This window comes from Duganella sp. GW822-FHT06D06 (genome assembly GCF_058799615.1).
This window is the reverse complement of the sequence record NZ_JBXALQ010000006.1, coordinates 331143-352645: the sequence shown is the minus strand read 5'-3', so window position 1 is coordinate 352645 and position 21503 is coordinate 331143. Positions and strand designations below refer to the sequence as shown.

Annotated in this window: 17 protein-coding genes, 2 tRNA genes and 1 pseudogene; 1 reads left to right on the top strand and 19 read right to left on the bottom strand. The window is 61.2% G+C overall.

Annotation, left to right across the window (positions count from 1 at the left end; all coding sequences use genetic code 11):
• Positions 1 to 419: 419 nt before the first annotated feature.
• The 9 genes and pseudogenes from AC1RMD_RS14280 to AC1RMD_RS14240 all read right to left on the bottom strand — a co-directional run bounded on the left by AC1RMD_RS14280 (position 420) and on the right by AC1RMD_RS14240 (position 7191).
• Positions 420 to 962 carry a hypothetical protein gene (locus AC1RMD_RS14280; protein ID WP_492927268.1) on the bottom strand — a complete coding sequence of 181 codons (543 nt, stop codon included), beginning with the start codon at positions 960 to 962 and terminating at the stop codon, positions 420 to 422.
• A gap of 63 nt (positions 963 to 1025) precedes the next feature.
• On the bottom strand, positions 1026 to 1265 hold the full coding sequence (locus AC1RMD_RS14275; protein ID WP_492927347.1) for a hypothetical protein: 240 nt from the start codon (positions 1263 to 1265) through the stop codon (positions 1026 to 1028).
• Positions 1266 to 1336: 71 nt separating this feature from the next.
• Positions 1337 to 1602: pseudogene (locus tag AC1RMD_RS14270) on the bottom strand (ribbon-helix-helix domain-containing protein); the annotation flags it as partial.
• A 214-nt stretch (positions 1603 to 1816) separates the two neighbouring features.
• A tRNA-Arg gene (locus AC1RMD_RS14265) sits at positions 1817 to 1893 on the bottom strand.
• Between the two features lie 74 nt (positions 1894 to 1967).
• Positions 1968 to 2044 (bottom strand) — tRNA-Pro (locus tag AC1RMD_RS14260).
• 71 nt (positions 2045 to 2115) lie between these two features.
• On the bottom strand, positions 2116 to 3465 hold the full coding sequence (gene glmM, locus AC1RMD_RS14255; protein ID WP_492927266.1) for a phosphoglucosamine mutase: 1350 nt from the start codon (positions 3463 to 3465) through the stop codon (positions 2116 to 2118).
• 12 nt (positions 3466 to 3477) lie between these two features.
• Positions 3478 to 4329 carry a dihydropteroate synthase gene (gene folP, locus AC1RMD_RS14250; protein WP_492927264.1) on the bottom strand — a complete coding sequence of 284 codons (852 nt, stop codon included), beginning with the start codon at positions 4327 to 4329 and terminating at the stop codon, positions 3478 to 3480.
• 74 nt (positions 4330 to 4403) lie between these two features.
• Entirely contained in the window at positions 4404 to 6287 is a 1884-nt protein-coding gene (gene ftsH, locus AC1RMD_RS14245; protein ID WP_199538451.1) for an ATP-dependent zinc metalloprotease FtsH, read from the bottom strand.
• Positions 6288 to 6489: 202 nt separating this feature from the next.
• The gene (locus AC1RMD_RS14240) at positions 6490 to 7191 is read right to left on the bottom strand and encodes an RlmE family RNA methyltransferase (protein WP_332855332.1); all 702 of its coding nucleotides are present in this window, start codon (positions 7189 to 7191) and stop codon (positions 6490 to 6492) included.
• 43 nt (positions 7192 to 7234) lie between these two features.
• Between AC1RMD_RS14240 and AC1RMD_RS14235 the strand changes: the two genes are divergently transcribed.
• A complete protein-coding gene (locus AC1RMD_RS14235) occupies positions 7235 to 7705 on the top strand; it encodes a YhbY family RNA-binding protein (protein ID WP_492927262.1) in 471 nt (156 codons plus the stop codon).
• A 68-nt stretch (positions 7706 to 7773) separates the two neighbouring features.
• Here the strand turns inward: AC1RMD_RS14235 and AC1RMD_RS14230 are convergent, their stop codons facing one another.
• From AC1RMD_RS14230 to AC1RMD_RS14185, 10 genes are all read right to left on the bottom strand, one after another.
• On the bottom strand, positions 7774 to 8256 hold the full coding sequence (locus AC1RMD_RS14230) for a DUF4149 domain-containing protein (protein ID WP_492927260.1): 483 nt from the start codon (positions 8254 to 8256) through the stop codon (positions 7774 to 7776).
• A complete protein-coding gene (greA, locus tag AC1RMD_RS14225) occupies positions 8256 to 8732 on the bottom strand; it encodes a transcription elongation factor GreA (RefSeq protein ID WP_492927258.1) in 477 nt (158 codons plus the stop codon). Before greA ends, AC1RMD_RS14230 begins: the two co-directional genes overlap by 1 nt.
• A 113-nt stretch (positions 8733 to 8845) precedes the next feature.
• Positions 8846 to 12076 carry a carbamoyl-phosphate synthase large subunit gene (gene carB, locus AC1RMD_RS14220; protein WP_492927256.1) on the bottom strand — a complete coding sequence of 1077 codons (3231 nt, stop codon included), beginning with the start codon at positions 12074 to 12076 and terminating at the stop codon, positions 8846 to 8848.
• A 1-nt stretch (position 12077) separates the two neighbouring features.
• Positions 12078 to 13241, bottom strand: coding sequence for a glutamine-hydrolyzing carbamoyl-phosphate synthase small subunit (carA, locus tag AC1RMD_RS14215; RefSeq protein ID WP_492927255.1), 1164 nt, complete (start codon positions 13239 to 13241; stop codon positions 12078 to 12080).
• A 216-nt stretch (positions 13242 to 13457) separates the two neighbouring features.
• Entirely contained in the window at positions 13458 to 13907 is a 450-nt protein-coding gene (locus AC1RMD_RS14210) for a type II toxin-antitoxin system HicB family antitoxin (RefSeq protein WP_492927253.1), read from the bottom strand.
• A gap of 412 nt (positions 13908 to 14319) precedes the next feature.
• A complete protein-coding gene (locus tag AC1RMD_RS14205) occupies positions 14320 to 14730 on the bottom strand; it encodes a heme-binding protein (protein ID WP_020706088.1) in 411 nt (136 codons plus the stop codon).
• Between the two features lie 36 nt (positions 14731 to 14766).
• Positions 14767 to 15690 (bottom strand): patatin-like phospholipase family protein, encoded by a 924-nt coding sequence (locus tag AC1RMD_RS14200; protein WP_492927251.1) that lies wholly within the window; start codon positions 15688 to 15690, stop codon positions 14767 to 14769.
• Positions 15691 to 15752: 62 nt separating this feature from the next.
• Complete coding sequence (locus AC1RMD_RS14195; RefSeq protein WP_492927250.1) at positions 15753 to 17105, bottom strand: Gfo/Idh/MocA family protein; 1353 nt, start codon at positions 17103 to 17105, stop codon at positions 15753 to 15755.
• A gap of 22 nt (positions 17106 to 17127) precedes the next feature.
• Complete coding sequence (locus AC1RMD_RS14190; protein WP_492927249.1) at positions 17128 to 18462, bottom strand: DUF3472 domain-containing protein; 1335 nt, start codon at positions 18460 to 18462, stop codon at positions 17128 to 17130.
• A gap of 20 nt (positions 18463 to 18482) precedes the next feature.
• Entirely contained in the window at positions 18483 to 21461 is a 2979-nt protein-coding gene (locus tag AC1RMD_RS14185; protein ID WP_492927248.1) for a TonB-dependent receptor plug domain-containing protein, read from the bottom strand.
• Between the last annotated feature and the right edge of the window lie 42 nt (positions 21462 to 21503).

Below are 21503 nucleotides of genomic sequence, written 5' to 3'. Positions count from 1 at the left end.
TCTGCCATTCCTCATACGCCATATTTGCATTCAATACATCCATGAGGCATGAACAAAACACTTCAGCGTTTTTGTCTCCCTTCCGCGCCCTTGGTCACGGCAGCCCGTTTCGATTCCTAATTTATAAAAACGGATCTGCTCGCCAGTAACATCTTGGGGTGAATCCTGGGCCAAACTTACAGAAGAAGCCAGCGTAATAAAAAAGAAAAACAAATCGCCACGGGATCAATGAAGCTTGGATTGACATTTTCCGTCTCCAACAAATATTAAAGTTCTCCGCCAGCGGCTCCAGGCCGTTAGCCAAGCACACCTAGGGAAGTGCTGATTTATTCGCTTCCTGAAAATACATTACCTGAAAAATCAAAGACTTGCAACGCTGATTGGGTCGAAAAATCGATTAAATCAGCGGTTCCCTAGAACTAACTTTTATACGGGCCCCAAGGCAACTTAACACCTAAGGAAAATCCGATAGTTAAGACGCCATGGGTGACAACTAAGAACCCGAGTATTCCGAAAAAGGTAATATTGGATGACCAAGGCACTAATGAATAGGCGAAAATTGCCACAAACGTTGAGATAACTACCGAAGCCAAGACAAACCATGGCAAGGTGGCTCTACCAGCTTTTGATAGCGCAATGAGCACAGGAACCCCAACAAATGAAATACTGATGATTGACACAAATGCGGCAACAACGAACGTAGGCATAAATTGTTCGACCAGTGAGCTCCAATATCGCTCTAGGGGAACTTTCCATACCGAGGCGGCCTCTTGTGGAGACACATAGGATGAGGCCCCAACCACAAAGGCAAGTGCCAGCAAAGCACCTCTGTCGCCCGCCGCCAATCGGCCAGCAGGAAACGGCGGCCGCCGCGCAAACAGGATAGCGACTGTTGGGATAAGGATGCAAATGATGAGTCCAACAGGGCTCAAAATTAATCCAGCCATCATTACTGTTTCCATAGTTCCTACTGTTTATATCTTTGAATTTGGGCGAATTTCGGTTGTCCCTTTTTTTGCCGAAACCTACCCCAACAATAATCCCTTTGTATAACATTGTCTATCTCTTAATTTTTCACCTAGAATTGGAACGCAGGGAATGCAGACGCAATGACAGAATTTTTCCTGAAGTTGGTAATACGCAGTCCTGGACGAATTGTCGTCACGCTGCGCCCCCCTATGGGGAAAAGTTCTTGGCGTTGCGCAATAATCAACGATTGTTTCCGTATAGCGCAATGCTGTGACAGCCGACGTCCTCTCCGCAATATAGCGGTACAGCTCGGAGAGCTGCTCTTCCGCTCCGGTGTGAAGACGACTGTATATTTTTTCATTTTTTTCCTGGCCGCCTTGTGCTCGGCAGCCAACCGGGCGCGGACAGCATCAACACTGGCCGCGCGCGATGGATCGGCTTTGATCGCATCGAATGCCGACGCCACCTGTTTCCGCAGCCAGGTTTCCATCATGTGATCACGTGCCAGCAGCACACGCAGGCCATCACGAATGACTTCGCTCTCGGTCGCATACTCACCGCAGCCACCTTGGCCTTGACCGCCTCGGCCATCTCCAACGGCAGGGTGACGCTGAATTGTTGAGTAGTTCGCATGATGGGCTCCGACAGAACAAGATCAAATAGGATTCAATCCTACTGCGATCCGATTGCCCCCGCCAGCCCGGCTACCGGTTTGACTGTCCTCAATACCCGCGAAACAAAATAGTGGCGCTGCTTACCGCATGTCATACGCCGAGCCAGTGGTGCTGGCAATTGGCGTGGGATGCAGACTAATCAGCTGGAACCCGCATGGATACTGGTTTTTTGATGGCCTGCCCAGCAGGAATCGAACCTGCGACCCTCAGCTTAGAAGGCTGATGCTCTATCCAACTGAGCTATGGGCAGATATGTTCGCAACAAAGAATATGCTGCGGAAATGAAAAACGGGCTGTCTTTCGACAACCCGTTTTAAAAGTTCTTGGTCGGAGTACAAGGATTCGAACCTTGGACCCCCTGGTCCCAAACCAGGTGCGCTACCGGGCTGCGCCACACTCCGAAGACAGTATTCTAACGCTTGGCTCTCGCTACGTCAATGACAGGCCAAGGAATTATTACACTGCTGAAATTTTACGCAGCCAGCTGGGTTTCCACTTTGTCCGCAATGCGGCGCGCCATCGACTGCGCATCGCTGGCGTTACGAGCTTCGACCATCACGCGTATCAATGGTTCCGTGCCGGAGGCGCGGATCAGCACGCGGCCGCTGTCGCCCAGCTCGCGCTCGACCAGTTCCTTTTCCGCCACCATGGCCGCGTTCTTGGTCCAGTCAAACCCTGGCGAGACGCGCACGTTGACCAGCGTCTGCGGGAAGATCACCAGCTCGCCGGCGCACTGCTCCAGCGATTTGCCGGCGCGTTTCAACGCCGACAGCACTTGCAGTGCCGAGATGATGCCGTCGCCGGTGGTGTGCTTGTCCAGGCACAGCAGGTGGCCGGAGCCCTCGCCGCCCAGCAGCCAACCCTTGTCCTTCATCACTTCCAGCACGTAGCGGTCGCCGACCTTGGCGCGCGCGAAGCCGATGCCCTTCTCTTTCAGCGCCACTTCGACCGCCATATTGGTCATCAAGGTGCCGACCGCGCCGGCCACCGGGCCGGTCGCCAGGCGATCCATGACCATCAGGTACAGCAGCTCGTCGCCGTTGTACAGGCGGCCGTTGGCGTCGCACATGATCAGGCGGTCGGCGTCGCCGTCCAGCGCGATGCCGAGGTCGGCGCCGTGGGCGCGCACGGCGGCGGCCATGGCTTCCGGCGCGGTGGCGCCGTGCTCCAGGTTGATGTTGAAGCCGTCCGGCTTGTTGCCGATGGCGATCACCTCGGCGCCCAGCTCGTGGAACACATGCGGAGCGATGTTGTAGGCGGCGCCGTGGGCGCAATCGACCACCAGCTTCAGGCCGCGCAGGTCCAGCTCGTTCGGGAAGGTGCTCTTGCAGAATTCGATGTAGCGGCCGTGGGCGTCGTCCAGCCGCTTGGCGCGGCCCAGTTTTTCCGACGCCACGCACTCCATCGGCACGTCCAGCGCGGCTTCGATTTCCAGCTCGACCGAATCCGGCAGCTTGGTGCCCTGGTGGGAGAAGAATTTGATGCCGTTGTCCTGGAACGGGTTGTGCGAGGCCGAAATCACCACGCCGGCCGACAGGCGCAGCGCGCGCGTCAGGTAGGCGATGGCCGGGGTCGGCATCGGGCCGGCCAGCATGACGTCGACGCCGGCGGCCGAGAAACCCGCCTCCAGCGCCGCTTCCAGCATGTAGCCGGAAATGCGGGTGTCCTTGCCGATCAGGACGGTCGGACGCACCGAGCCGCTGCGGGTCTTGGCCAGCACCTTGCCGGCCGCATAGCCGAGACGCATGACGAAGTCCGGCGTAATCGGCGAAACGCCCACCAGGCCGCGGATGCCATCAGTTCCAAAATATTTACGTGACATTGTGTATTCTCTTTATCGTTGTAGGTTAGTTCCAGCCTGCCATACTTTTAGCGCATCCACCGTTTCCGCCACATCGTGCACGCGCACGATTAGCGCGCCCTGCGCCACCGCCGCCAACGCGCCGCCGACGCTGCCGGCCATGCGTTGCTCGACCGGCTTGCCGGTCACCGCGCCCACCATCGCTTTACGCGACAGGCCGGCCAGCAGCGGCACGCCCAGTTCGGCGATCAGCTGCCCGGTGGCTTTCAACAAGGCGTAATTATGCTCCACAGTCTTGCCAAATCCAAAACCTGGATCGATGCACAGTCGACGCGGATCAATGCCGGCGGCGGTCAGCGCTTCGACGCGCTCGCGCAGGAAGCCGGTGACTTCGGCCACCACGTCGCTGTAGCTGGGCGCCAGCTGCATGTGCTGGGGGTCGTTTTGCATGTGCATGATACACAAGCCGCAGTCGCTGTCGCGCACCGCTGCGATGGCGCCGGGCGCGCGGAAGCCGTTGATATCGTTGATCATGTCGACGCCGGCGATGATGGCTTCGCGCATCACCTCTGGCTTGTAGGTATCGACCGAGATCGCCGGCCCCAGGTCGCGCAGCGCGTACAGCACCGGCATCACGCGCTGCAGCTCATCGTCCAGCGGCAGCGGCGGCGCGCCGGGGCGGCTGGATTCGCCGCCGACGTCGATGATGTCGACGCCGTCCAGTATCATCTGCTCGGCATGGGAGATGGCGAATTCCAGCGACTGATGCCGGCCGCCGTCGGAAAACGAATCGGGGGTGACGTTGAGGATGCCCATCACGCGGGCGCGGACGCGGTCGCCCCGCCACAGATAGTTGAAACGGCCGAACTGTAATGTAGATCGCATGGTGAACCGGAAGAAAAATAAAAAAAAGGGCGAGGATCGCTCCCCACCCCTCTGTCTTGCTACCCAGCCAAGTATCAGGCTGGCGCGGTCACGCTGGGCGACACACCCGAGCCGCCGTCGCTAGGCGGATGCTTGCGGATGGTCACGCCGGCTTTCGGCGCGCGCGGCTCCAGGCCAGCCATGATGTCGTTGATCTGGTCGGCATCGATGGTTTCCCATTCCATCAGCGCCTTGGTCATCACTTCGACCTTGTCGCGATTCTCTTCCAGCAGCTTGCGCGCCAGCTTGTATTGCGTGTCGAGGATGCTGCGGATCTCGGCATCGACCATTTGCTGGGTCGCTTCGGATATCGTTTTCGATGCGCCGCCGAAGAAGCCGTCGTTCTGGCTGTCTTCGTAGACCATCACACCCATCGCGTCGGACATGCCGAAACGGGTCACCATCGAACGGGCCAGCTTGGTGGCGCGCGAGAAGTCGTTCGAGGCGCCGGTCGACATCTGGCCGACGAAGATCTCTTCGGCGATACGGCCGCCGAACAGGATGGAAATTTCTTCCAGCATCTTGTCCTTGTAGCCCGAAATATTATCGTGCTCAGGCAGCTGCCAGGTCAGGCCCAGGGCCCAGCCGCGCGGCATGATGGTCACTTTGTGGACCGGATCGGCCTTCGGCAGCAGCTTGGCGACCACGGCGTGGCCGGACTCGTGATACGCGGTGTTGCGACGCTCTTCCTCGCGGATGACCATCGACTTGCGCTCCGGGCCCATGAAGATCTTGTCTTTCGCATCTTCGAAGTCGATCATGTCGACCAGGCGCTTGCTGCGGCGCGCGGCGAACAGGGCCGCCTCGTTGACCAGGTTGGCCAGGTCGGCGCCCGAGAAGCCAGGCGTGCCGCGGGCCAGGATGTCGGCCTTGACGTCGGTGCCGATAGGCACTTTGCGCATGTGCACGTTCAGGATCTGTTCGCGGCCACGGATGTCCGGCAGGCCGACCGAGACTTGACGGTCGAAACGGCCCGGACGCAGCAGCGCCTTGTCCAGCACGTCGGCGCGGTTGGTGGCAGCGACCACGATCACGCCGGACGACGCTTCGAAGCCGTCCATTTCCACCAGCAGCTGGTTCAGCGTCTGTTCGCGTTCGTCGTTGCCGCCGCCCATGCCGGCGCCGCGATGGCGGCCGACCGCGTCGATCTCGTCGATGAAGATGATGCACGGCGAATGCTTCTTGGCGTTCTCGAACATGTCGCGCACCCGGGAGGCGCCCACGCCGACGAACATTTCAACGAAGTCCGAACCGGAGATCGAGAAGAACGGCACCTTGGCTTCGCCGGCGATGGCGCGCGCCAGCAGGGTTTTACCCGTGCCCGGCGGACCGACCATCAGCACGCCGCGTGGAATGCGGCCGCCCAGTTTCTGGAATTTGCTCGGGTCCTTGAGGAAGTCGACGATTTCGTTGACTTCTTCCTTCGCTTCGTCGCAACCGGCGACGTCGGCGAAGGTGACGGTGTTATTGGTTTCGTCCATCATGCGCGCCTTCGACTTGCCGAAGGAGAAAGCGCCGCCCTTGCCGCCGCCCTGCATCTGACGCATGAAGAAAATCCACACGCCGATCAGCAACAGCATCGGGAACCAGGAAACGAAGATTTGTTGCAGGAACGACTGTTCCTCAGGCGGACGCACGTCGAAGTGCACGCCGTTGTCGCGCAGGTCGCCGACCAGGCCGCGATCGAGGCCGGTGGCGGTGGCGCGCACCTTGGTGTCGTCGCTACGGGTGGCCGTGATGTTGACGCCTTCGATCACCACATCCTTGATACGCTTGGCCTTGACCTCATCCAGCAAATCGGAATAAGCGATGGGTTTGGCGCCAGCGGTCACGCCGTGGCTGTCAAACTGCTTGTACAGCATCAGCAGCAGCAGTACCACGACTACCCAGATGGCTGATTTGGAAAACATGTTATTCACGAAAACTCCTTGGATGCAGGGCGCATCTTTTAACCGATAGCTAGAAACCCGATTTTACTCGCAATAAGCAGGCGGTGCCAGAAGCCCGCCTGCGCGTGCGGCCAAAATTCCAGCCGTAAAACACATTATTTGACCAAAATACCAGTGCGATCAAGTCAAAACTGATCCTCACCGTGTCGATGTGCGGCCCAAGCGCGAAATATCAAGGGCGCTCGAGAGGGAAATCGTCAGTTTCCAGCGGTAGCGCCGAGCTCATGCCGTCGGTCGGGTTTTTCAAGCCGCGCCCCAGCAGGAAAATCTCGGACGACTTGTCGCGGCTGGCTTTCGGCTTTTTCTGCACCACGGTTTTGAATTCGCGGCGGAATTTGAGCACGATATCGTTAAAACCCATGTCTTTAAAACATTTCACCAGCAGCGAACCGCTCGGTTTTAAATGGGCCTGGGAGAATTCAATTGCCAAATCGATCAGATGCTCCATGCGCGCGGCGTCGGCCGAGGCAATACCGGACAGATTGGGCGCCATGTCCGACAACACCACATCGATTTTTTGACCTTTGACATGATCTTCCAATAATTGCAACACCTCGGGCTCGCGGAAATCGCCCTGGATGAAGTGGAAGTCGGCGATCGGCTCCATCGGCAGCAGATCGAGGCCGATCAGGGTGCCGTTGATGCCCCCGCCCTCCTTGCCGGACAGCTTGCGGCGCACGTATTGCCCCCAGCTGCCGGGAGTGCAGCCGAGGTCGACGATGACCTGGCCGGGCTTGATCAGGTTCTCGTCCTCATCGATCTCCTTGAGCTTGAAAGCGGCGCGGGCGCGGTAGCCCTCTTTTTGCGCTAATTTCACATAAGGGTCGTTAATGTGGTCGTGTAACCAGTTTTTGTTTAATTTCTTCTTCTTCATTCGCGTAGAATACTGCCTTTAAGGGAACCACTAAAAATATATTATGCAAAAACTTACACCTGTTGAGCGCAGCGCTCTGCGCGCCGAAGCGCATGGCCTCAAGCCTATCGTCATGATCGGCGAGGCAGGCCTGACAGCCAACGTCCTCAAGGAAATTGCGCTGGGTCTGGACTCCCACGGCCTGATCAAGGTCCGCGTGTTCGGCGACGACCGTGAAGCCCGCGCCGCCATGTACGACGCCATCTGCGAACAGCTCGACGCGTCGCCGGTACAACACATCGGCAAACTGCTGGTGCTGTACCGTCCGAAGATCGAAACGGAAAAAGCCCGTTCGACCTCCGGCAAGGGCCTGCGCGAAGTCACCATCGTCAAGCCTAGCCCAAGCGGCACCAAACGTCCGTCTGTGACCAAGGTACTGCTCAAGGGAAATGAACGCGTGACGCAAGGCGGCAATATCAAACGCGCCAAGCCACAGCAGAAGTCGACCAAGAAGAGCGCACTGGGCTCGAAATAAGCCTGATGCATCGTCCTTTCCCGCCTGGGAAAGGACGAAACTGTTATTACCGTATTGCTATTTAACCGTTACTGTTTCACCACCAGCCACGCGGCCAGCAAGCTCTGCACCAGGTAAATGCTGCTGGAAATGCCGTGCAACATGCCAAATTCATTCTTCGCGGCATCTTCCATCACCCCGCCCGGCCCCGCCGCGGCCCGCAATGCGGCCATCATCGGCTGCAGGCCGAAGTGCGACACCAGCGTGCACACCAGCATGGTGATGACGACCACCAGCAGCGTGCGGCGCGTCTTGGCGGCCGAGTTGGCGGCCGAACCGGCAAAGATGCCGCCGGTCTCCGCGCCCTTGCTAATCCACAGCAACGCCAGCATCACCAGCGCGCAGGCGATCGACAGCCAGGCCTCGTTCCTGAACAGGCTGGCGGCGATGGTGCCGGCCAGCACCCGGTCGCTCAGCGTGGCGAACAGCGTCGGCGCGGCCAGATAGCCGACTGCCCACAGACTGCCCGCCCACAGCGTCGCGACCAGCAAACGTGTACGCGCGAGCAGCATCAGATGTATCGCACTTCCAGGATTTCGTATTCGCGCGGGCCGGACGGCGCCTGCACTTCCACCACGTCGCCGGCCGACTTGCCGATCAGCGCGCGGGCGATCGGCGAGGTCACCGATACTTTGCTCAGCTTCAGGTCCGCTTCGTCCAGGCCGACGATCTGGTAGGTCACTTTCGCGCCCGAATCCAGGTCTTCCAGGTGCACGGTCGAGGCGAACACCACGCGGCCGTCCGCGTCCAGCGTGGTCGGATCGATGATCTGGGCCGCGCTCAGCTTACCTTCCAGTTCGGCGATGCGGCCTTCGACGAACGCCTGGCGCTCCTTGGCGGCATCGTACTCGGCGTTTTCCGACAGATCGCCGTGCGAACGCGCTTCAGCAATCGCGTCGATCACGATACGGCGTTCTTTGGTCTTCAACTGGTGCAACTCTTCTTTCAGGAGTTCTGCGCCGTACTTGGTAAGTGGAACTGAAGTCATGTTTATATTTACTCTGTTGTTACAATGGAAAACCACAGAGGCCACGCCAACCTGCAGCGCGAGCTCTGTGGTTAAAAGGTACTGTTTTCCGTCACCGAGGCGACGAAAGAACCTTAGTGTAAGGTTTTATGCAGCCCTTGTAAATCGTACACTTGCAACTCGTCCAAATGACGTATGCCTTCGACCGCCGCTTCCGCGCCGGCGATGGTGGTGTAGGTCGTCACGCGCGACGCCAGCGACGAGGTGCGGATCGCACGCGAGTCGGTGATGGCGCTGCGTTTCTCTTCCACCGTGTTGATCACCAGGACGATCTCGTGGTTCTTGATCATGTCGACCACGTGCGGACGGCCTTCGACCACCTTGTTCACCGGCGTGACCGGGATACCGGCCGCCGCGATGACGGCCGCGGTGCCCTTGGTCGCCACCAGCGTGAAGCCGATCTCCACCAGGTCGCGCGCCACTTTGACGGCGCGCGGCTTGTCCGACGATTTCACCGACAGGAACACCTTGCCCGACTTCGGCAGCTTGATGCCCGCGCCCAGCTGCGACTTGACGAAGGCTTCGCCGAAGGTCTTGCCGACGCCCATGACTTCACCGGTCGATTTCATCTCAGGTCCGAGAATGGTGTCGACGCCCGGGAATTTCACGAACGGGAACACGGCTTCCTTGACGCTGAAGTAAGGCGGCACGACTTCCTTGGTGATGCCCTGCTGCGCCAGGGTCTGGCCGACCATGCAGCGCGCGGCGATCTTCGCCAGTTGCAGGCCGGTGGCTTTCGACACGAACGGCACGGTGCGCGATGCGCGTGGGTTCACTTCCAGCACGTAGACCACGTCGCGCAATTCGCCGTCGCGTTCCTGCTTCTGGATCGCGAACTGCACGTTCATCAGGCCGACCACGTTCAGGCCCTTGGCCATCAGCGAGGTCTGGCGCTTCAGTTCATCGATGGTCTCTTGCGCCAGCGAGTAAGGCGGCAGCGAGCAGGCCGAATCGCCCGAGTGCACGCCGGCTTGCTCGATGTGCTCCATCACGCCGCCGATGAAGGTGGTTTCGCCGTCGGAGATGCAATCGACGTCGCACTCGATGGCGTCGTTCAGGAAGCGGTCCAGCAGCACCGGCGAATCGTGCGACACCTTGACCGCTTCGCGCATGTAGCGCTCCAGGTCGCGCTGCTCGTGGACGATCTCCATCGCGCGGCCGCCCAGCACGTAGGAAGGACGAACCACCAGCGGGTAGCCGATCTCCTGCGCCAGCGCCAGGGCGTCGGCTTCGGTGCGGGCGGTGCGGTTAGGCGGCTGGCGCAGGCCCAGCTTGTGCAGCAGCTGCTGGAAACGCTCGCGGTCTTCGGCGGCGTCGATCATGTCCGGCGAGGTGCCGACGATAGGCACGCCGTTCGCTTCCAGGTCCAGCGCCAGTTTCAACGGGGTCTGGCCGCCGTATTGGACGATCACGCCGACCGGTTTTTCCAGGTCGACGATTTCCAGCACGTCTTCCAGCGTCAGCGATTCGAAGTACAGGCGATCCGAGGTATCGTAGTCGGTCGACACGGTCTCCGGATTGCAGTTGACCATGATGGTCTCGTAGCCGTCTTCGCGCATCGCCAGCGCCGCGTGCACGCAGCAGTAATCGAATTCGATACCCTGGCCGATACGGTTGGGGCCACCGCCCAGCACCATGATCTTTTTCTTGTCGGTCGGGTTGGACTCGCACTCTTCATCGTAGGTCGAGTACATATAGGCGGTGTTGGTCGAGAACTCCGCCGCGCAGGTGTCGACGCGCTTGTACACCGGACGGATGTTCAGTTCGTGGCGCTTGGCGCGCACGGTCTTGGCATCGGTCTGCAGCAGGAAGGCCAGGCGGCGATCCGAGAAGCCTTTTTGCTTCAGCTTGTACAGCGTAGGCTTGTCGATCTGTTCCAGCTTCTGCGTGTCCATCCACAGTTCCAGGTCCACGATCTCCTTAATCTGGATCAGGAACCACGGATCGATCTTGGTCAGGTTGTGCACTTCTTCCAAGGTAAAGCCCTGGGCGAAGGCGTCGCCCACGTACCAGATACGCTCGGGACCTGGCTCGCCCAGTTCCTCTTCGATCTTCTCGCGGTCCTTGGTTTTTTCGTTCAGGCCGTCGACGCCGACTTCCAGGCCGCGCAGCGCTTTCTGGAACGATTCCTGGAAGGTGCGGCCGATCGCCATCACTTCGCCGACCGATTTCATTTGCGTGGTCAGGTGGTGGTCGGCGGTCGGGAATTTCTCGAACGTGAAGCGCGGGATCTTGGTCACCACGTAGTCGATCGACGGTTCGAACGAGGCCGGGGTCGCGCCGCCGGTGATCTCGTTGCGCAGCTCGTCGAGCGTGAAGCCCACGGCCAGCTTGGCCGCCACTTTGGCGATCGGGAAGCCGGTGGCTTTCGACGCCAGCGCCGACGAACGCGACACGCGCGGATTCATCTCGATGACGATCATGCGGCCATCTTCCGGGTTGATCGAGAACTGCACGTTGGAGCCGCCGGTATCGACGCCGATTTCACGCAGCACCGCCAGCGAGGCGTTGCGCATGATCTGGTATTCCTTGTCGGTCAGCGTCTGCGCCGGCGCCACGGTGATCGAGTCGCCGGTGTGCACGCCCATCGGATCCAGGTTTTCGATCGAGCAGATGATGATGCAGTTGTCCGCCTTGTCGCGCACCACTTCCATCTCGTACTCTTTCCAGCCGATCAGCGATTCTTCGATCAGCAGTTCGGAGGTCGGCGAAGCTTCCAGGCCGCGTTTGCAGATGGTCTCGAATTCTTCTTCGTTGTAGGCGATGCCGCCGCCGGTGCCGCCCATCGTGAACGATGGACGGATGATGACCGGGAAGCCCAGCGTGCGCTGCACGCCCCACGATTCTTCCATGGTGTGGGCCACGCCCGACTTGGCCGAACCGAGGCCGATCTTGGTCATCGCGTCCTTGAACTTGGAGCGGTCCTCGGCCTTGTCGATGGCTTCCGGGGTGGCGCCGATCAGTTCAACCTTGTACTTGTCCAGGATGCCGTGGCGATGCAGGTCGAGCGCGCAGTTCAGCGCGGTCTGGCCGCCCATGGTCGGCAGGATCGCGTCCGGCTTTTCCTTGGCGATGATGCGTTCCACCACCTGCCAGGTGATCGGCTCGATGTAGGTGACATCGGCCATTTCCGGGTCGGTCATGATGGTCGCAGGGTTGCTGTTGACCAGGATGACTTTGTAGCCCTCTTCGCGCAGGGCCTTGCAGGCCTGTGCGCCGGAATAATCGAACTCGCAAGCCTGGCCGATGATGATAGGGCCAGCGCCAATAATCAGAATACTTTTAATGTCTGTACGTTTAGGCATCTTATTTTTTCTCCGTAGCTTCCATCATGCCGATGAAGCGGTCAAACAGGTAAGCGACGTCAGTCGGGCCGGGCGATGCTTCAGGGTGGCCCTGGAAGCAGAAGGCCGGCGTGTCGGTGCGGGCGAAGCCTTGCAGCGAACCGTCGAACAGCGATTTGTGGGTGACGCGGCAGTTGGCCGGCAAGCTGTCCGGGTCGACCGCGAAGCCGTGGTTCTGGGACGTGATCAGCACTTGTTTGCTGTCCAGGTCCTGCACCGGGTGGTTGGCGCCGTGGTGGCCGAACTTCATCTTCAGGGTTTTCGCGCCCGAGGCCAGGCCCATGATCTGGTGGCCGAGGCAGATGCCGAACAGCGGCAGCTTCTTGGCCATGAAGACCTTGGCGGCGGCGATCGCGTAGTCGCACGGCTCAGGGTCGCCTGGGCCGTTCGACAGGAACACGCCGTCCGGGTTCAGCGCCAGCACGTCGGCGGCGGAAGTTTGCGCCGGCACCACGGTGACTTTGCAGCCGCGCGCGGTCAGCATGCGCAGGATGTTGCGCTTGACGCCGAAGTCGTAGGCGACCACGTGGAACTTGGCATCCGACAGTTTGCCGTAGCCTTCGCCCAGCGTCCATTCGGTTTCGGTAAAGTCGTAGGCCGCCTTGACGGTGACGACCTTGGCCAGGTCCATGCCGGCGATGCCGGGGAAGGAGCGGGCCAGGTCCAGCGCTTGCGCGGCGGACGGCTCGTTGCCTTGGGTGCCGACCAGAATGGCGCCGGACTGGGCGCCCTTCTCGCGCAGGATGCGGGTCAGCTTGCGGGTGTCGATACCGGCGATGCCGACGATGTTCTCGGCCTTCAGGTAATCGGACAGCGACTGGGTGGAGCGGAAATTCGACGCCATCAGCGGCAGATCACGAATGATCAGACCGGCGGTGTGGACTTTGGAGGATTCGACGTCTTCCGGATTGACGCCGGTATTGCCGATGTGCGGATACGTCAGCGTGACGATCTGGCGGCTGTAGGAAGGATCGGTCAGGATTTCCTGATAGCCGGTCATGGACGTATTGAAGACCACTTCGCCGGTTGTATGACCGGCGGCGCCGATCGAAAAACCTTTGAAAATGGTACCGTCAGCGAGGGCCAGTATGGCTGGAACGGCAGGGCCAGAAAAAAATGGCGGCAAGGGCAACTCCTGATAAAGTTACCGTAGCTGCGCCACGTCAGACGACCGTCGTGTGTCCCCCGCCGTCGCAGGCCAGGGTAGAAGGTCAATTGATGATGGAGTGAGTGGTAGTCGCTACGGTAGAGGTGAGATTGGCTAAACCTTTGAATTATAACCAAATCTGCCCTGCTTGGCAATGGACCGTCGGCGAAATACCTGCAAAAATGCAGCCCAATTTCATTTGGTTGCAACATCAATATCCGCGCGCGACCTGGCGTTTGATTCCTTTTTCTTTGGTGATGGAGCTAGGGGTGCTCCATGCCTGCGCCCGACGTATTCCGAGATCGCCACGCTAAGAAGTTGATTGATACTACATTCATCGAGTTGCGCCAGATGCGCAATATCCTGATGCAGCCCGCCCGGAATACGCAACGCTATCCGGCCATTATAGGAAGGGGGCTCGATCGGTTCGATGATCGGGTAGCCGGTTTCATCGGCTGCGGCGATCCATGATGCGGCAACGGAGTCAAAATTGCACAGCGCCTCTTCCGCCGTATCCCCTTCTGCAACACAGCCAGGAAATTCGTGTACCGTAACCGTATAACCACCGTCTGGATCAGGAAGCAAACAGCGAACGTAAGGCCGAGCCAGAATTGCCAGAATCTCCTCATCACTAATTTCCATCATCCCCTCCTTGCAAGTAAGCCTCCCACACCTCAACGTCTCTCAACAACGACTTAATGACATTTTTAGCAGTCCCCACCCGCAAATCCTTGGCATGCCCCGGAATACTGAGCGGCACCGGTAGTCGTGGGGGTGCCTCGCGTATATAAGTCGGCTCCTTTCCGCGCTTGATAGCCTGCCGCCCCAACTCATGGGCCAGCCCCCTCAACTGAGCAGGAGAAATCCCGCTCGGCGAGCGCTCCATGTCCAACAAGGTTCGCTTGATTTTAGCCAGATGGTTTGGAGTCATGGCATCGCAGCGATATCGCTGGCGATATCACATTATAGACATGCCGTTTGCATGCTGCGACGATTCTCCAATAGAAAATGCCGCCTGGTGTTGAGCCAGGCGGCATTCTTGTGCGACGGTTGTTTCTTAATTCAGCGCGGCGATACCGGCCTTGGCAACCTGCACATCTTCGGCCGACTTGACGCCCGAGACGCCGACGGCGCCAACGACGTGGCCGTCAACGATGATGGGTACGCCGCCTTCCAGCAGGCCGTCCGCCATCGGCGCCGGGGCGCTCAGGAAGGCGGTGCGGCCGTTGTTGATCATGTCTTCGTAGATCTTCGATTCGCGGCGGCCCAGCGCCGATACGCGCGCCTTGGCGGGGGCGATGTGCGACGACAGCGGCGCGGCGCCGTCCTGACGTTGCAGCCACAGCAGGTGGCCGCCGTCGTCGACGATGGCGATCACCACTGGCCAGTTGTGGGCGGTCGCCTCGGCTTCGGCGCCGGCAGCGATCTTCTTGATGTCGGCAAGCGACAGGTATGGTTTGGTTTGCATGTGCTCTTCCTTATTCTTGGACCGGATATTGTACTGCTATGGTCTGCGCTTGGCTTCCAGTTTCTGCTTGATCTGCGCCATCACCTGCGCGGCGGCCTGCTCGCCGGCCAGGATCGCCTGGTTGCGGCCGGCGAAATCGTTGCCCGCCATTTTGCCCAGGCTAGGCGCGATAACCACGTCGGCGTCCTTCAATTCGTACTGGTTGATGCGCTGGCCCATGATGCTGAAGGTCTGCATGATCACGTCCAGCGAGCTGACGGTGGCCTGCACATCGGCCTGGGTCGAGATGTTGACAGCGATGACGAAGTCCGCGCCCATGTCGCGCGCAAAGCGCACCGGCACCGGCGCCACCAGGCCGCCGTCCACATACGAGCGGCCGTTGATCACCACCGGCTGGAACACGCCCGGCACCGACGACGACGCCCGCACCGCCATGCCGGTATTCCCGCGCTGGAACAGGATCGGCTGGCCGGTCTTCAGGTCCGACGCCACGGCGCCGAACGGAATCTTCAACTTCTCGATAGGCTGGCTGTTGACCGCCTTGTTGACGTAGGTTTGCAGCGCCTCGCCTTTCAGCACGCCGGAGCTCTTGCCGAACAGCGGCACCGCCCAGTCGGAGATCGCCGCTTCGTCCATGTCCATCGCCACCTTCTGCAACTGGAAACCGGTATTGCCGGCGGCGTAAAGCGCGCCGACCACCGAGCCGGCGCTGGTGCCGACCACGATGTCCGCGTAAATGCCCTGCGCCTCCAGCGCCTTGATCACGCCGATGTGCGCGAAGCCACGCGCCGCGCCGCCGCCCAGCGCCAGGCCGATCTTGATCTTCTTCGGAGGCAGAGGCTCCGGCACCGCCAGCGGCGGTGCCGACCGCGTTTCTATCACCGGATTGGTTTTGCAGCCGACGACGGCGGCTGCGGCGAAGATGGTTAAAGCGACAAGGGAAAGACGGCGTGATGGCATGTAGGGGTTCAATCTGCTGGGGTTTAGGCGCAGCAGATTGTAACCCACGATGCTTATCCGCCTCAGAGCGCGAAGATCGGCTTGCGCGTCTTCCATGCCCCGGCCGTGAAGTCCGGGAAATCGAGCGTCTGGAAGTTCTGCGCGATCGACTGCTCCGACAGCGGCGTGATGGCGCTCCACGTCACCGCGTCGTAGATATCGATCGGCATCGGCGCCCTCGCCTTCAGCGCTTCGATGAAGGACTGGATCACGAAGAAGTCCATGCCGCCATGGCCGGCGCCCTCCGCGTCCTTGGCGTGCTTGCGCCACAGCGGATGGTCGTACTTGTCCTGGTAAGCCTGGAAGTCCTCCCACTGGTGCGGCTTGCTCTTGCCTTCGATGTGGATGGAATGGTTCACGTCCATCCACAGGCCGTCGGTGCCCTGCACGCGGAAGCCCAGTGAATAAGGGCGCGGCAGCGAGGTATCGTGCTGCAGCAGGATGGTCTCGCCGTTCTCGCACGACAGCGTGGTGGTGACCACGTCGCCCAGCTTGAACTGCGTCTTCGCGCTCGGGCTGTTGGCGCCGCCCGGCTGCTTGACGATGTAGTCGTGCAGGCCGCGCGCCTTGGTGGCGAAGCTGTTGATGCGCGTGAAGCGGTTGCCGCGGTTGATGTTGGTGTACATCGCGCACGGGCCGATGCCGTGGCTGGGATACAGCTCGCCGTCGCGCTGCACCGAGTGCTCGGTGCGCCATTTGGCCTCCGACCAGCCCTTGGCGCCGAACTCCACGCCGCTGCCATACGGCTTGGCCGGATCGCCGCTGTTGAACTTCACCGCGCGCAGGTCGTGCTGGTAACCGCCCTGCAGGTGTATCAGCTCGCCAAACAATCCGGAACGCACCATCTGCAGCACCGCCATCACATCGCGGCGGAAGCAGACATTCTCCAGCAGCATATACGGCGTGTTGGTCTTGAGCTGGGTGCTCAGCACATCCCAGTGGTCTTGCAGCGTGATGCCGGCGACCACCTCGCAACCCACGGGTACCTTGGCCTGCATGGCGGCGATGGCCATGGGCGCGTGCCACTCCCACGGCGTGGCGATGATCACGCCATCCAGCATGCCGGCGTCCAGCATGCGCTTGTAGCCTTGCGGATCGCGGTCCTCGCCGAAGGTCTTGGGTTTGGCCTTGCCGGATTTTTCCACCTGCTTGAGCGCGCGGCCCAGCATGATCGGCTCGATGTCGCACAGCGCGACGACCTCCACGTCGTCGCGGCGCAGCAGTTCCTGCAACAGCACCTGGCCGCGCATGCCGGTGCCTATCATGCCGATGCGCACCCGCTCGCGGGTGGCGCCAAAGGCGGTCGGCAGCATCAGGCTGCCGGCCAAGGCTGCGCCGGCGCTCAGGAAGTCGCGTCGATTAAAAACTGATTTCATGGTGCTCCTTTTAAAATTCTTCTTATTGCTGCGGCAGCGTGGTCACATCCACGGCCGGTTGCTGGCCGTTGGCGGCACGGATGAAGTTCTGGTTCACCGGCACATAGCCGGCGAAGAAGCCGCCGTTACGCAGGTAGAACTGGCCGTTATCCAGGCCGCCGGCGTAGTCCATGCGCTGGACGTTGGTCACGGTGGCGTCGCCGGTGAAGCGCGCCTTGGTCACCTCGGACCACGCGCCCGACACGTTGCGCGCCCACTGGTTGCCGAACGATACACGCCGGCCAGTATAGCCCTTGGTATCGATGAAGTTCTCCAGGAAGGAGTAGGCTCCGGTCAGATACGTAGTGGTGGCGGGACGCTTCCAGGTGGCGATAAAGCGCCACACGCCCAGCTCCGGCGCGTAGAACCACGCCGAGTAGTCGGTGGCGCCGGCGCCGTCCGGCCGCGCGCGGGTGATGAAGCGATAGGTGTTCCCGCTGATCCAGTTGTAGCTCAGGTAGGACTGGCCGCCCGTGCCTTCGCCGCCGAAGCCGTTGTCCACCACGCCCGCGCCCTTTTTCACCAGCGTGGTCTTGCCGCCGCCGTCCGGATCCCACACCGAGAACAGCACCCAGCGCTCGCTGGGCGACTTGACCTGGATGCCGAAGTAGCCCTGGCCGAAGCCGTTGGCCATGTAGTAGGAGCCTTCCGGGTCCTGCCCCACCGGCACCGTCATCTCGTTGTAGAAATACTCGGTGTTGGCCGGCGTGGTGTAGCCCATGTGGACCGATGGTCCGCGCCGCGACCAATAGTAGTTGGCCGCGTCGTCGGCGTAGTTGATGGCGGCGCTGGTGGTCACCCGCAGCGCCGAGACGTCGCCGAAGTAGCCGCCGTCCTTGCTGACGCCCTGCAGGTCAACCTTCACATAGCCCGGCGCCGCAATGTTGACGGTGCCGACCTTGTAGGTCCTGCTGCCGTTGACCGACAGCTTGACCAGGAACGGCGTGCCGTTGACGGTGACGCGGATGGTGCTGTTGTTGCTGCCGGCCAGCTGGGCGTCCAGCCCCAGCGTGACCGACCCGGCGGACGCCATGCGGAAGTAGGCGCTGGTGACCGTGTCAGGGTTGCTCCAGTTGGCCAGTCCGTTGCCGTTGATCTCCTCCTCCGCGCCGGCCGGCGCGCTGGTGATGAAGGCGTTGCCGGCCAGCGCCACCGTCTTCGAGCTGGCGGCCACGATGCCGGCCTGCGGCCCGCCCATGACCACCTGCGCGGCCGTTTTATCCGTCTGGCCGCCGGTGCTGACGCCGCCGCAGGCGCTCAACATCAACGCCGCGGAATACAGGAACAGCCGTCTTGACTTCAAAGGTCGTAGCTTCATTATGCTCTCCTCAGGTCGGGTCAGAAGAACTTGTAGTTGGCCGAGAACGAATACATGCGGCCGAACAGGTTCTGGCTATGGTTGTAACCTTCCCAGCCGTTCGGATCGTAGCTAGGTTGCTTGTTCAGCAGGTTTTTGATGTTCATGCCCAGCTCCAGGTTCTTCATCGGCTTCCAGTTCAGGGCCAGGTTGACCGTGTAGAACGACGGCGCGCCGCCGCACAGGTTCTGCGGCAAGGCGACCGAAGCGGCCGTGCAGCTCTCCGGCGTGTTGTCCTTGTCCCATGGACCGTAGGCCCACTTGGTCTTGCCGGTGTAGTTGACGAACAGGCTGGTGACGAACTTCTGATAGGCCCAGTCGGCGTTGAAGGTGGCGCGCACGCGCGGCGAATCGTAGAAGCCGACATAGTTGCCCGTGAAGCCGGTGCCGTCTTCCGAGTTATAGAGCTCGCGGCGGCGGATGGTGGCCGATACGCCGGTGTTCAACTTGCCGTACTCGCCCAGCGAGAAGCGGGTGCGCGCATCGATGTCGACGCCGTCGACCAGCGTGCGGCCACGGTTCGAATACGAGTTGATCAAGCCACCCAGGTTACCCACCGAGTACTTCGGCGCGCCGCCGGAGCAAGCCGCCGCGTTGGCCGGGTTGTTGCACATGGCGGCGACGGCCGCCATGTTGCCACGGTCCGCATCGGTGATCGGATTGCGGATGGCGGCAGTGGTGCCGGCCAGGTTCGGACCGTATTTTTCCACCAGCTGCGTGAACAGCTCATTGAAGTCCTGGCGCACGATCTCGTTGCGGCGGTAGACGAACCAGTAGTCCACCGAAATGCTGACATCCTTGACCGGTTGCAGCACCAGGCCGGCGGTCGAGATCTTGGCCTTTTCCGGACGCAGCGACGGGTTGGGCGGCGTCAGGCCGCCGACCGTGGTCGAGCAGTTCGAATTGAGCATGTTCTTGCCCAGCTCCGCTTCGGCCGGCGAGACGGACTTCATCAGCACCTTGGCCATCGCATTGGTTTCGTCGCAGCGCACGGTGTCGCGGATGCCGCCCACCTGCGCGAACACGCCGCCGCTGCCCGATTCGGCCAGGTTGGGCGCGCGGAAGCCTTCGGAGTAGGTGCCGCGCACCATCACCTCGGGACGCGCGCGCCACAGCACACCGATCTTCGGCGCCAGGTTGGCCGGGAAGTTCGGATACTTGTCCAGGCGCGCGGCGGCGTTCACTTCCAGCTTGTCGGTCACGGGTATCACCACTTCGCCGAACAGCGCCGCGATATTGCGCTGGCCGTCGAACCAGGAGCCGCCCTGCTGCGTGATGTGGCCGTTGGCAGCCTCCTGGTTGCCCGGCGTGTAGAAGCTCTCGCGCATCAGGCTCGCGCCGACAGCCGCGCGCACTTCGCGTTCGCCCAGCTTGGCGATGGTGCCTTCGACCTTGCCGTCCCAGGTAATCAGCTTGGTCCAGGACTGGATGTCGAAAGTTGGATAAGCGGCGCGCAGCAGTGCGGCGTTGGCGTCGCTGATCTCGCCGAACTTGTAGGCCGGATTGTCGGCGATATAGGTGCGGCCGGTCGCGGCGTCGGTGGTGAACGGACCGAAGGCCTTGGTGAAGCCCTGGGTGTTGATGTTAATCGTCTGGAACAGCGTCGAATGGCTGCCCGCGACGCTGAGCGCCGTCTCGAAATCCCAGCCGCCGCCGATGCTGCCGCGCAGGCCAGCCACCGCGCGATAGTTGTTGTCCTCATTGGTCTGGCCGAAGTGGCCGGGGGCGTCGAGCATGAGGTAGTTCAGCCCCGCCGCGCCGCCCATCTTGGCCGCCATGTCGGCATCCAGCTTGCCTTTCAGGTAGGCGTTGTTGGGGCCCAGGTAGGGCGTGACGAAGGTGTTGAGCGTGTTGCCGGTATTGCGCGCGAACCAGTTGCTGGTGCTGCCGCTGTTGAAGCTGCGCGGACCGTTCTCGCCGCGCAGCTTGATGTGGGTGTAGGTCGCTTCGGCGAAGCCCTCCAGGTTCTCGCTGATCTTCAGGCGGCCGCTGAGGAAGCCGGTGGCGCGGTCGGAGGTGGGGCCGGTGTCCAGCTGGTAGGGCAGCGTATTCCACACGCAGCGGCTGCCGGAGGCCTCGGTGATGGACGTGGTGCAGCCATTGACCGCGCGCTGGGTGCGGGCATTGTTCTTGGACTTGTCGAAGACGAAGAAGGTGCCGGGATTGACCACGCCAGGTTCGCTGCCGACGCCGACGCGCATGCCCGAGACAAAGGTCGGGTTGTTGACGTAGAAGTAGTCGGGTCGTTTCAGATAGGTGTCCGCCGACGAAATGCGGTCGCGCTGGTAGACGTTGATGGCGCCATAGACGTTGTAGCCGTCGGTGTTCAGGTCGCCCAGGCCGTACAGCACATTGGCCTGGCGTTCGCCGTAGGATTTGACGCTCGGCGTGGTGTCCATGCTGGCGCGGGCCTCCAAGCCCTTGTAGTTCTTCTTGGTGATGACGTTGATCACGCCGGCCACCGCGTCGGAGCCATAGACGGCCGAGGCGCCGTCGGTCAGCACTTCCATGCGCTCGATGGCGGCGGCGGGAATCGCGTCGATGTTGACGAACATGGTCTGGAAGCCGGCCGGCGCGCCATAGAACGACAGGCGGCGGCCGTTCAGCAGCACCAGCGTGCCCTGCGCGCCCAGGCCGCGCAGATTGGCCTGCGAGGCGCCGTCGGAACCGGTGAACATCGAGCGGAAGTCCTGCTGCGCCGGGCGGGCGGCCGGCAGGTTGTCCAGCACTTGCAGCAGCGTGCGGGCGCCCATGTTTTCGATCTGCTTGGCGTCGATCACCTGCACCGGCGACGCGGTTTCGGCGTTGATGCGCTTCAGGCTGGAGCCGGTGATTTCGACCCGCGCGAGCTTCTGCTCATTCGCGCTCTTTTGTGCTTGCTCATCCAGCTCGTCGGCGGCCAGCGCCGTGGATGCCAGACCCACCGCTACCATCGCGGCCACCAGTTTTTTCATATGCATCTTCGTCTCCCTGTTATCAGTGGTTTGTTAGTGGTTTGATTT

Coding starts and splice junctions, on each gene's coding strand:
- AC1RMD_RS14200 (WP_492927251.1), bottom strand. CDS start 15,690: ATGCCATCACGCCGTCTTTCCCTTGTCGCTTTAACCATCTTCGCCGCA.
- AC1RMD_RS14190 (WP_492927249.1), bottom strand. CDS start 18,462: ATGAAGCTACGACCTTTGAAGTCAAGACGGCTGTTCCTGTATTCCGCG.
- AC1RMD_RS14185 (WP_492927248.1), bottom strand. CDS start 21,461: ATGCATATGAAAAAACTGGTGGCCGCGATGGTAGCGGTGGGTCTGGCA.
- folP (WP_492927264.1), bottom strand. CDS start 4,329: ATGCGATCTACATTACAGTTCGGCCGTTTCAACTATCTGTGGCGGGGC.
- greA (WP_492927258.1), bottom strand. CDS start 8,732: ATGACTTCAGTTCCACTTACCAAGTACGGCGCAGAACTCCTGAAAGAA.
- glmM (WP_492927266.1), bottom strand. CDS start 3,465: ATGTCACGTAAATATTTTGGAACTGATGGCATCCGCGGCCTGGTGGGC.
- AC1RMD_RS14235 (WP_492927262.1), top strand. CDS start 7,235: ATGCAAAAACTTACACCTGTTGAGCGCAGCGCTCTGCGCGCCGAAGCG.
- AC1RMD_RS14210 (WP_492927253.1), bottom strand. CDS start 13,907: ATGATGGAAATTAGTGATGAGGAGATTCTGGCAATTCTGGCTCGGCCT.
- AC1RMD_RS14195 (WP_492927250.1), bottom strand. CDS start 17,105: ATGAAATCAGTTTTTAATCGACGCGACTTCCTGAGCGCCGGCGCAGCC.
- carB (WP_492927256.1), bottom strand. CDS start 12,076: ATGCCTAAACGTACAGACATTAAAAGTATTCTGATTATTGGCGCTGGC.
- AC1RMD_RS14280 (WP_492927268.1), bottom strand. CDS start 962: ATGGAAACAGTAATGATGGCTGGATTAATTTTGAGCCCTGTTGGACTC.
- AC1RMD_RS14240 (WP_332855332.1), bottom strand. CDS start 7,191: ATGAAGAAGAAGAAATTAAACAAAAACTGGTTACACGACCACATTAAC.
- AC1RMD_RS14230 (WP_492927260.1), bottom strand. CDS start 8,256: ATGCTGCTCGCGCGTACACGTTTGCTGGTCGCGACGCTGTGGGCGGGC.
- AC1RMD_RS14205 (WP_020706088.1), bottom strand. CDS start 14,730: ATGCAAACCAAACCATACCTGTCGCTTGCCGACATCAAGAAGATCGCT.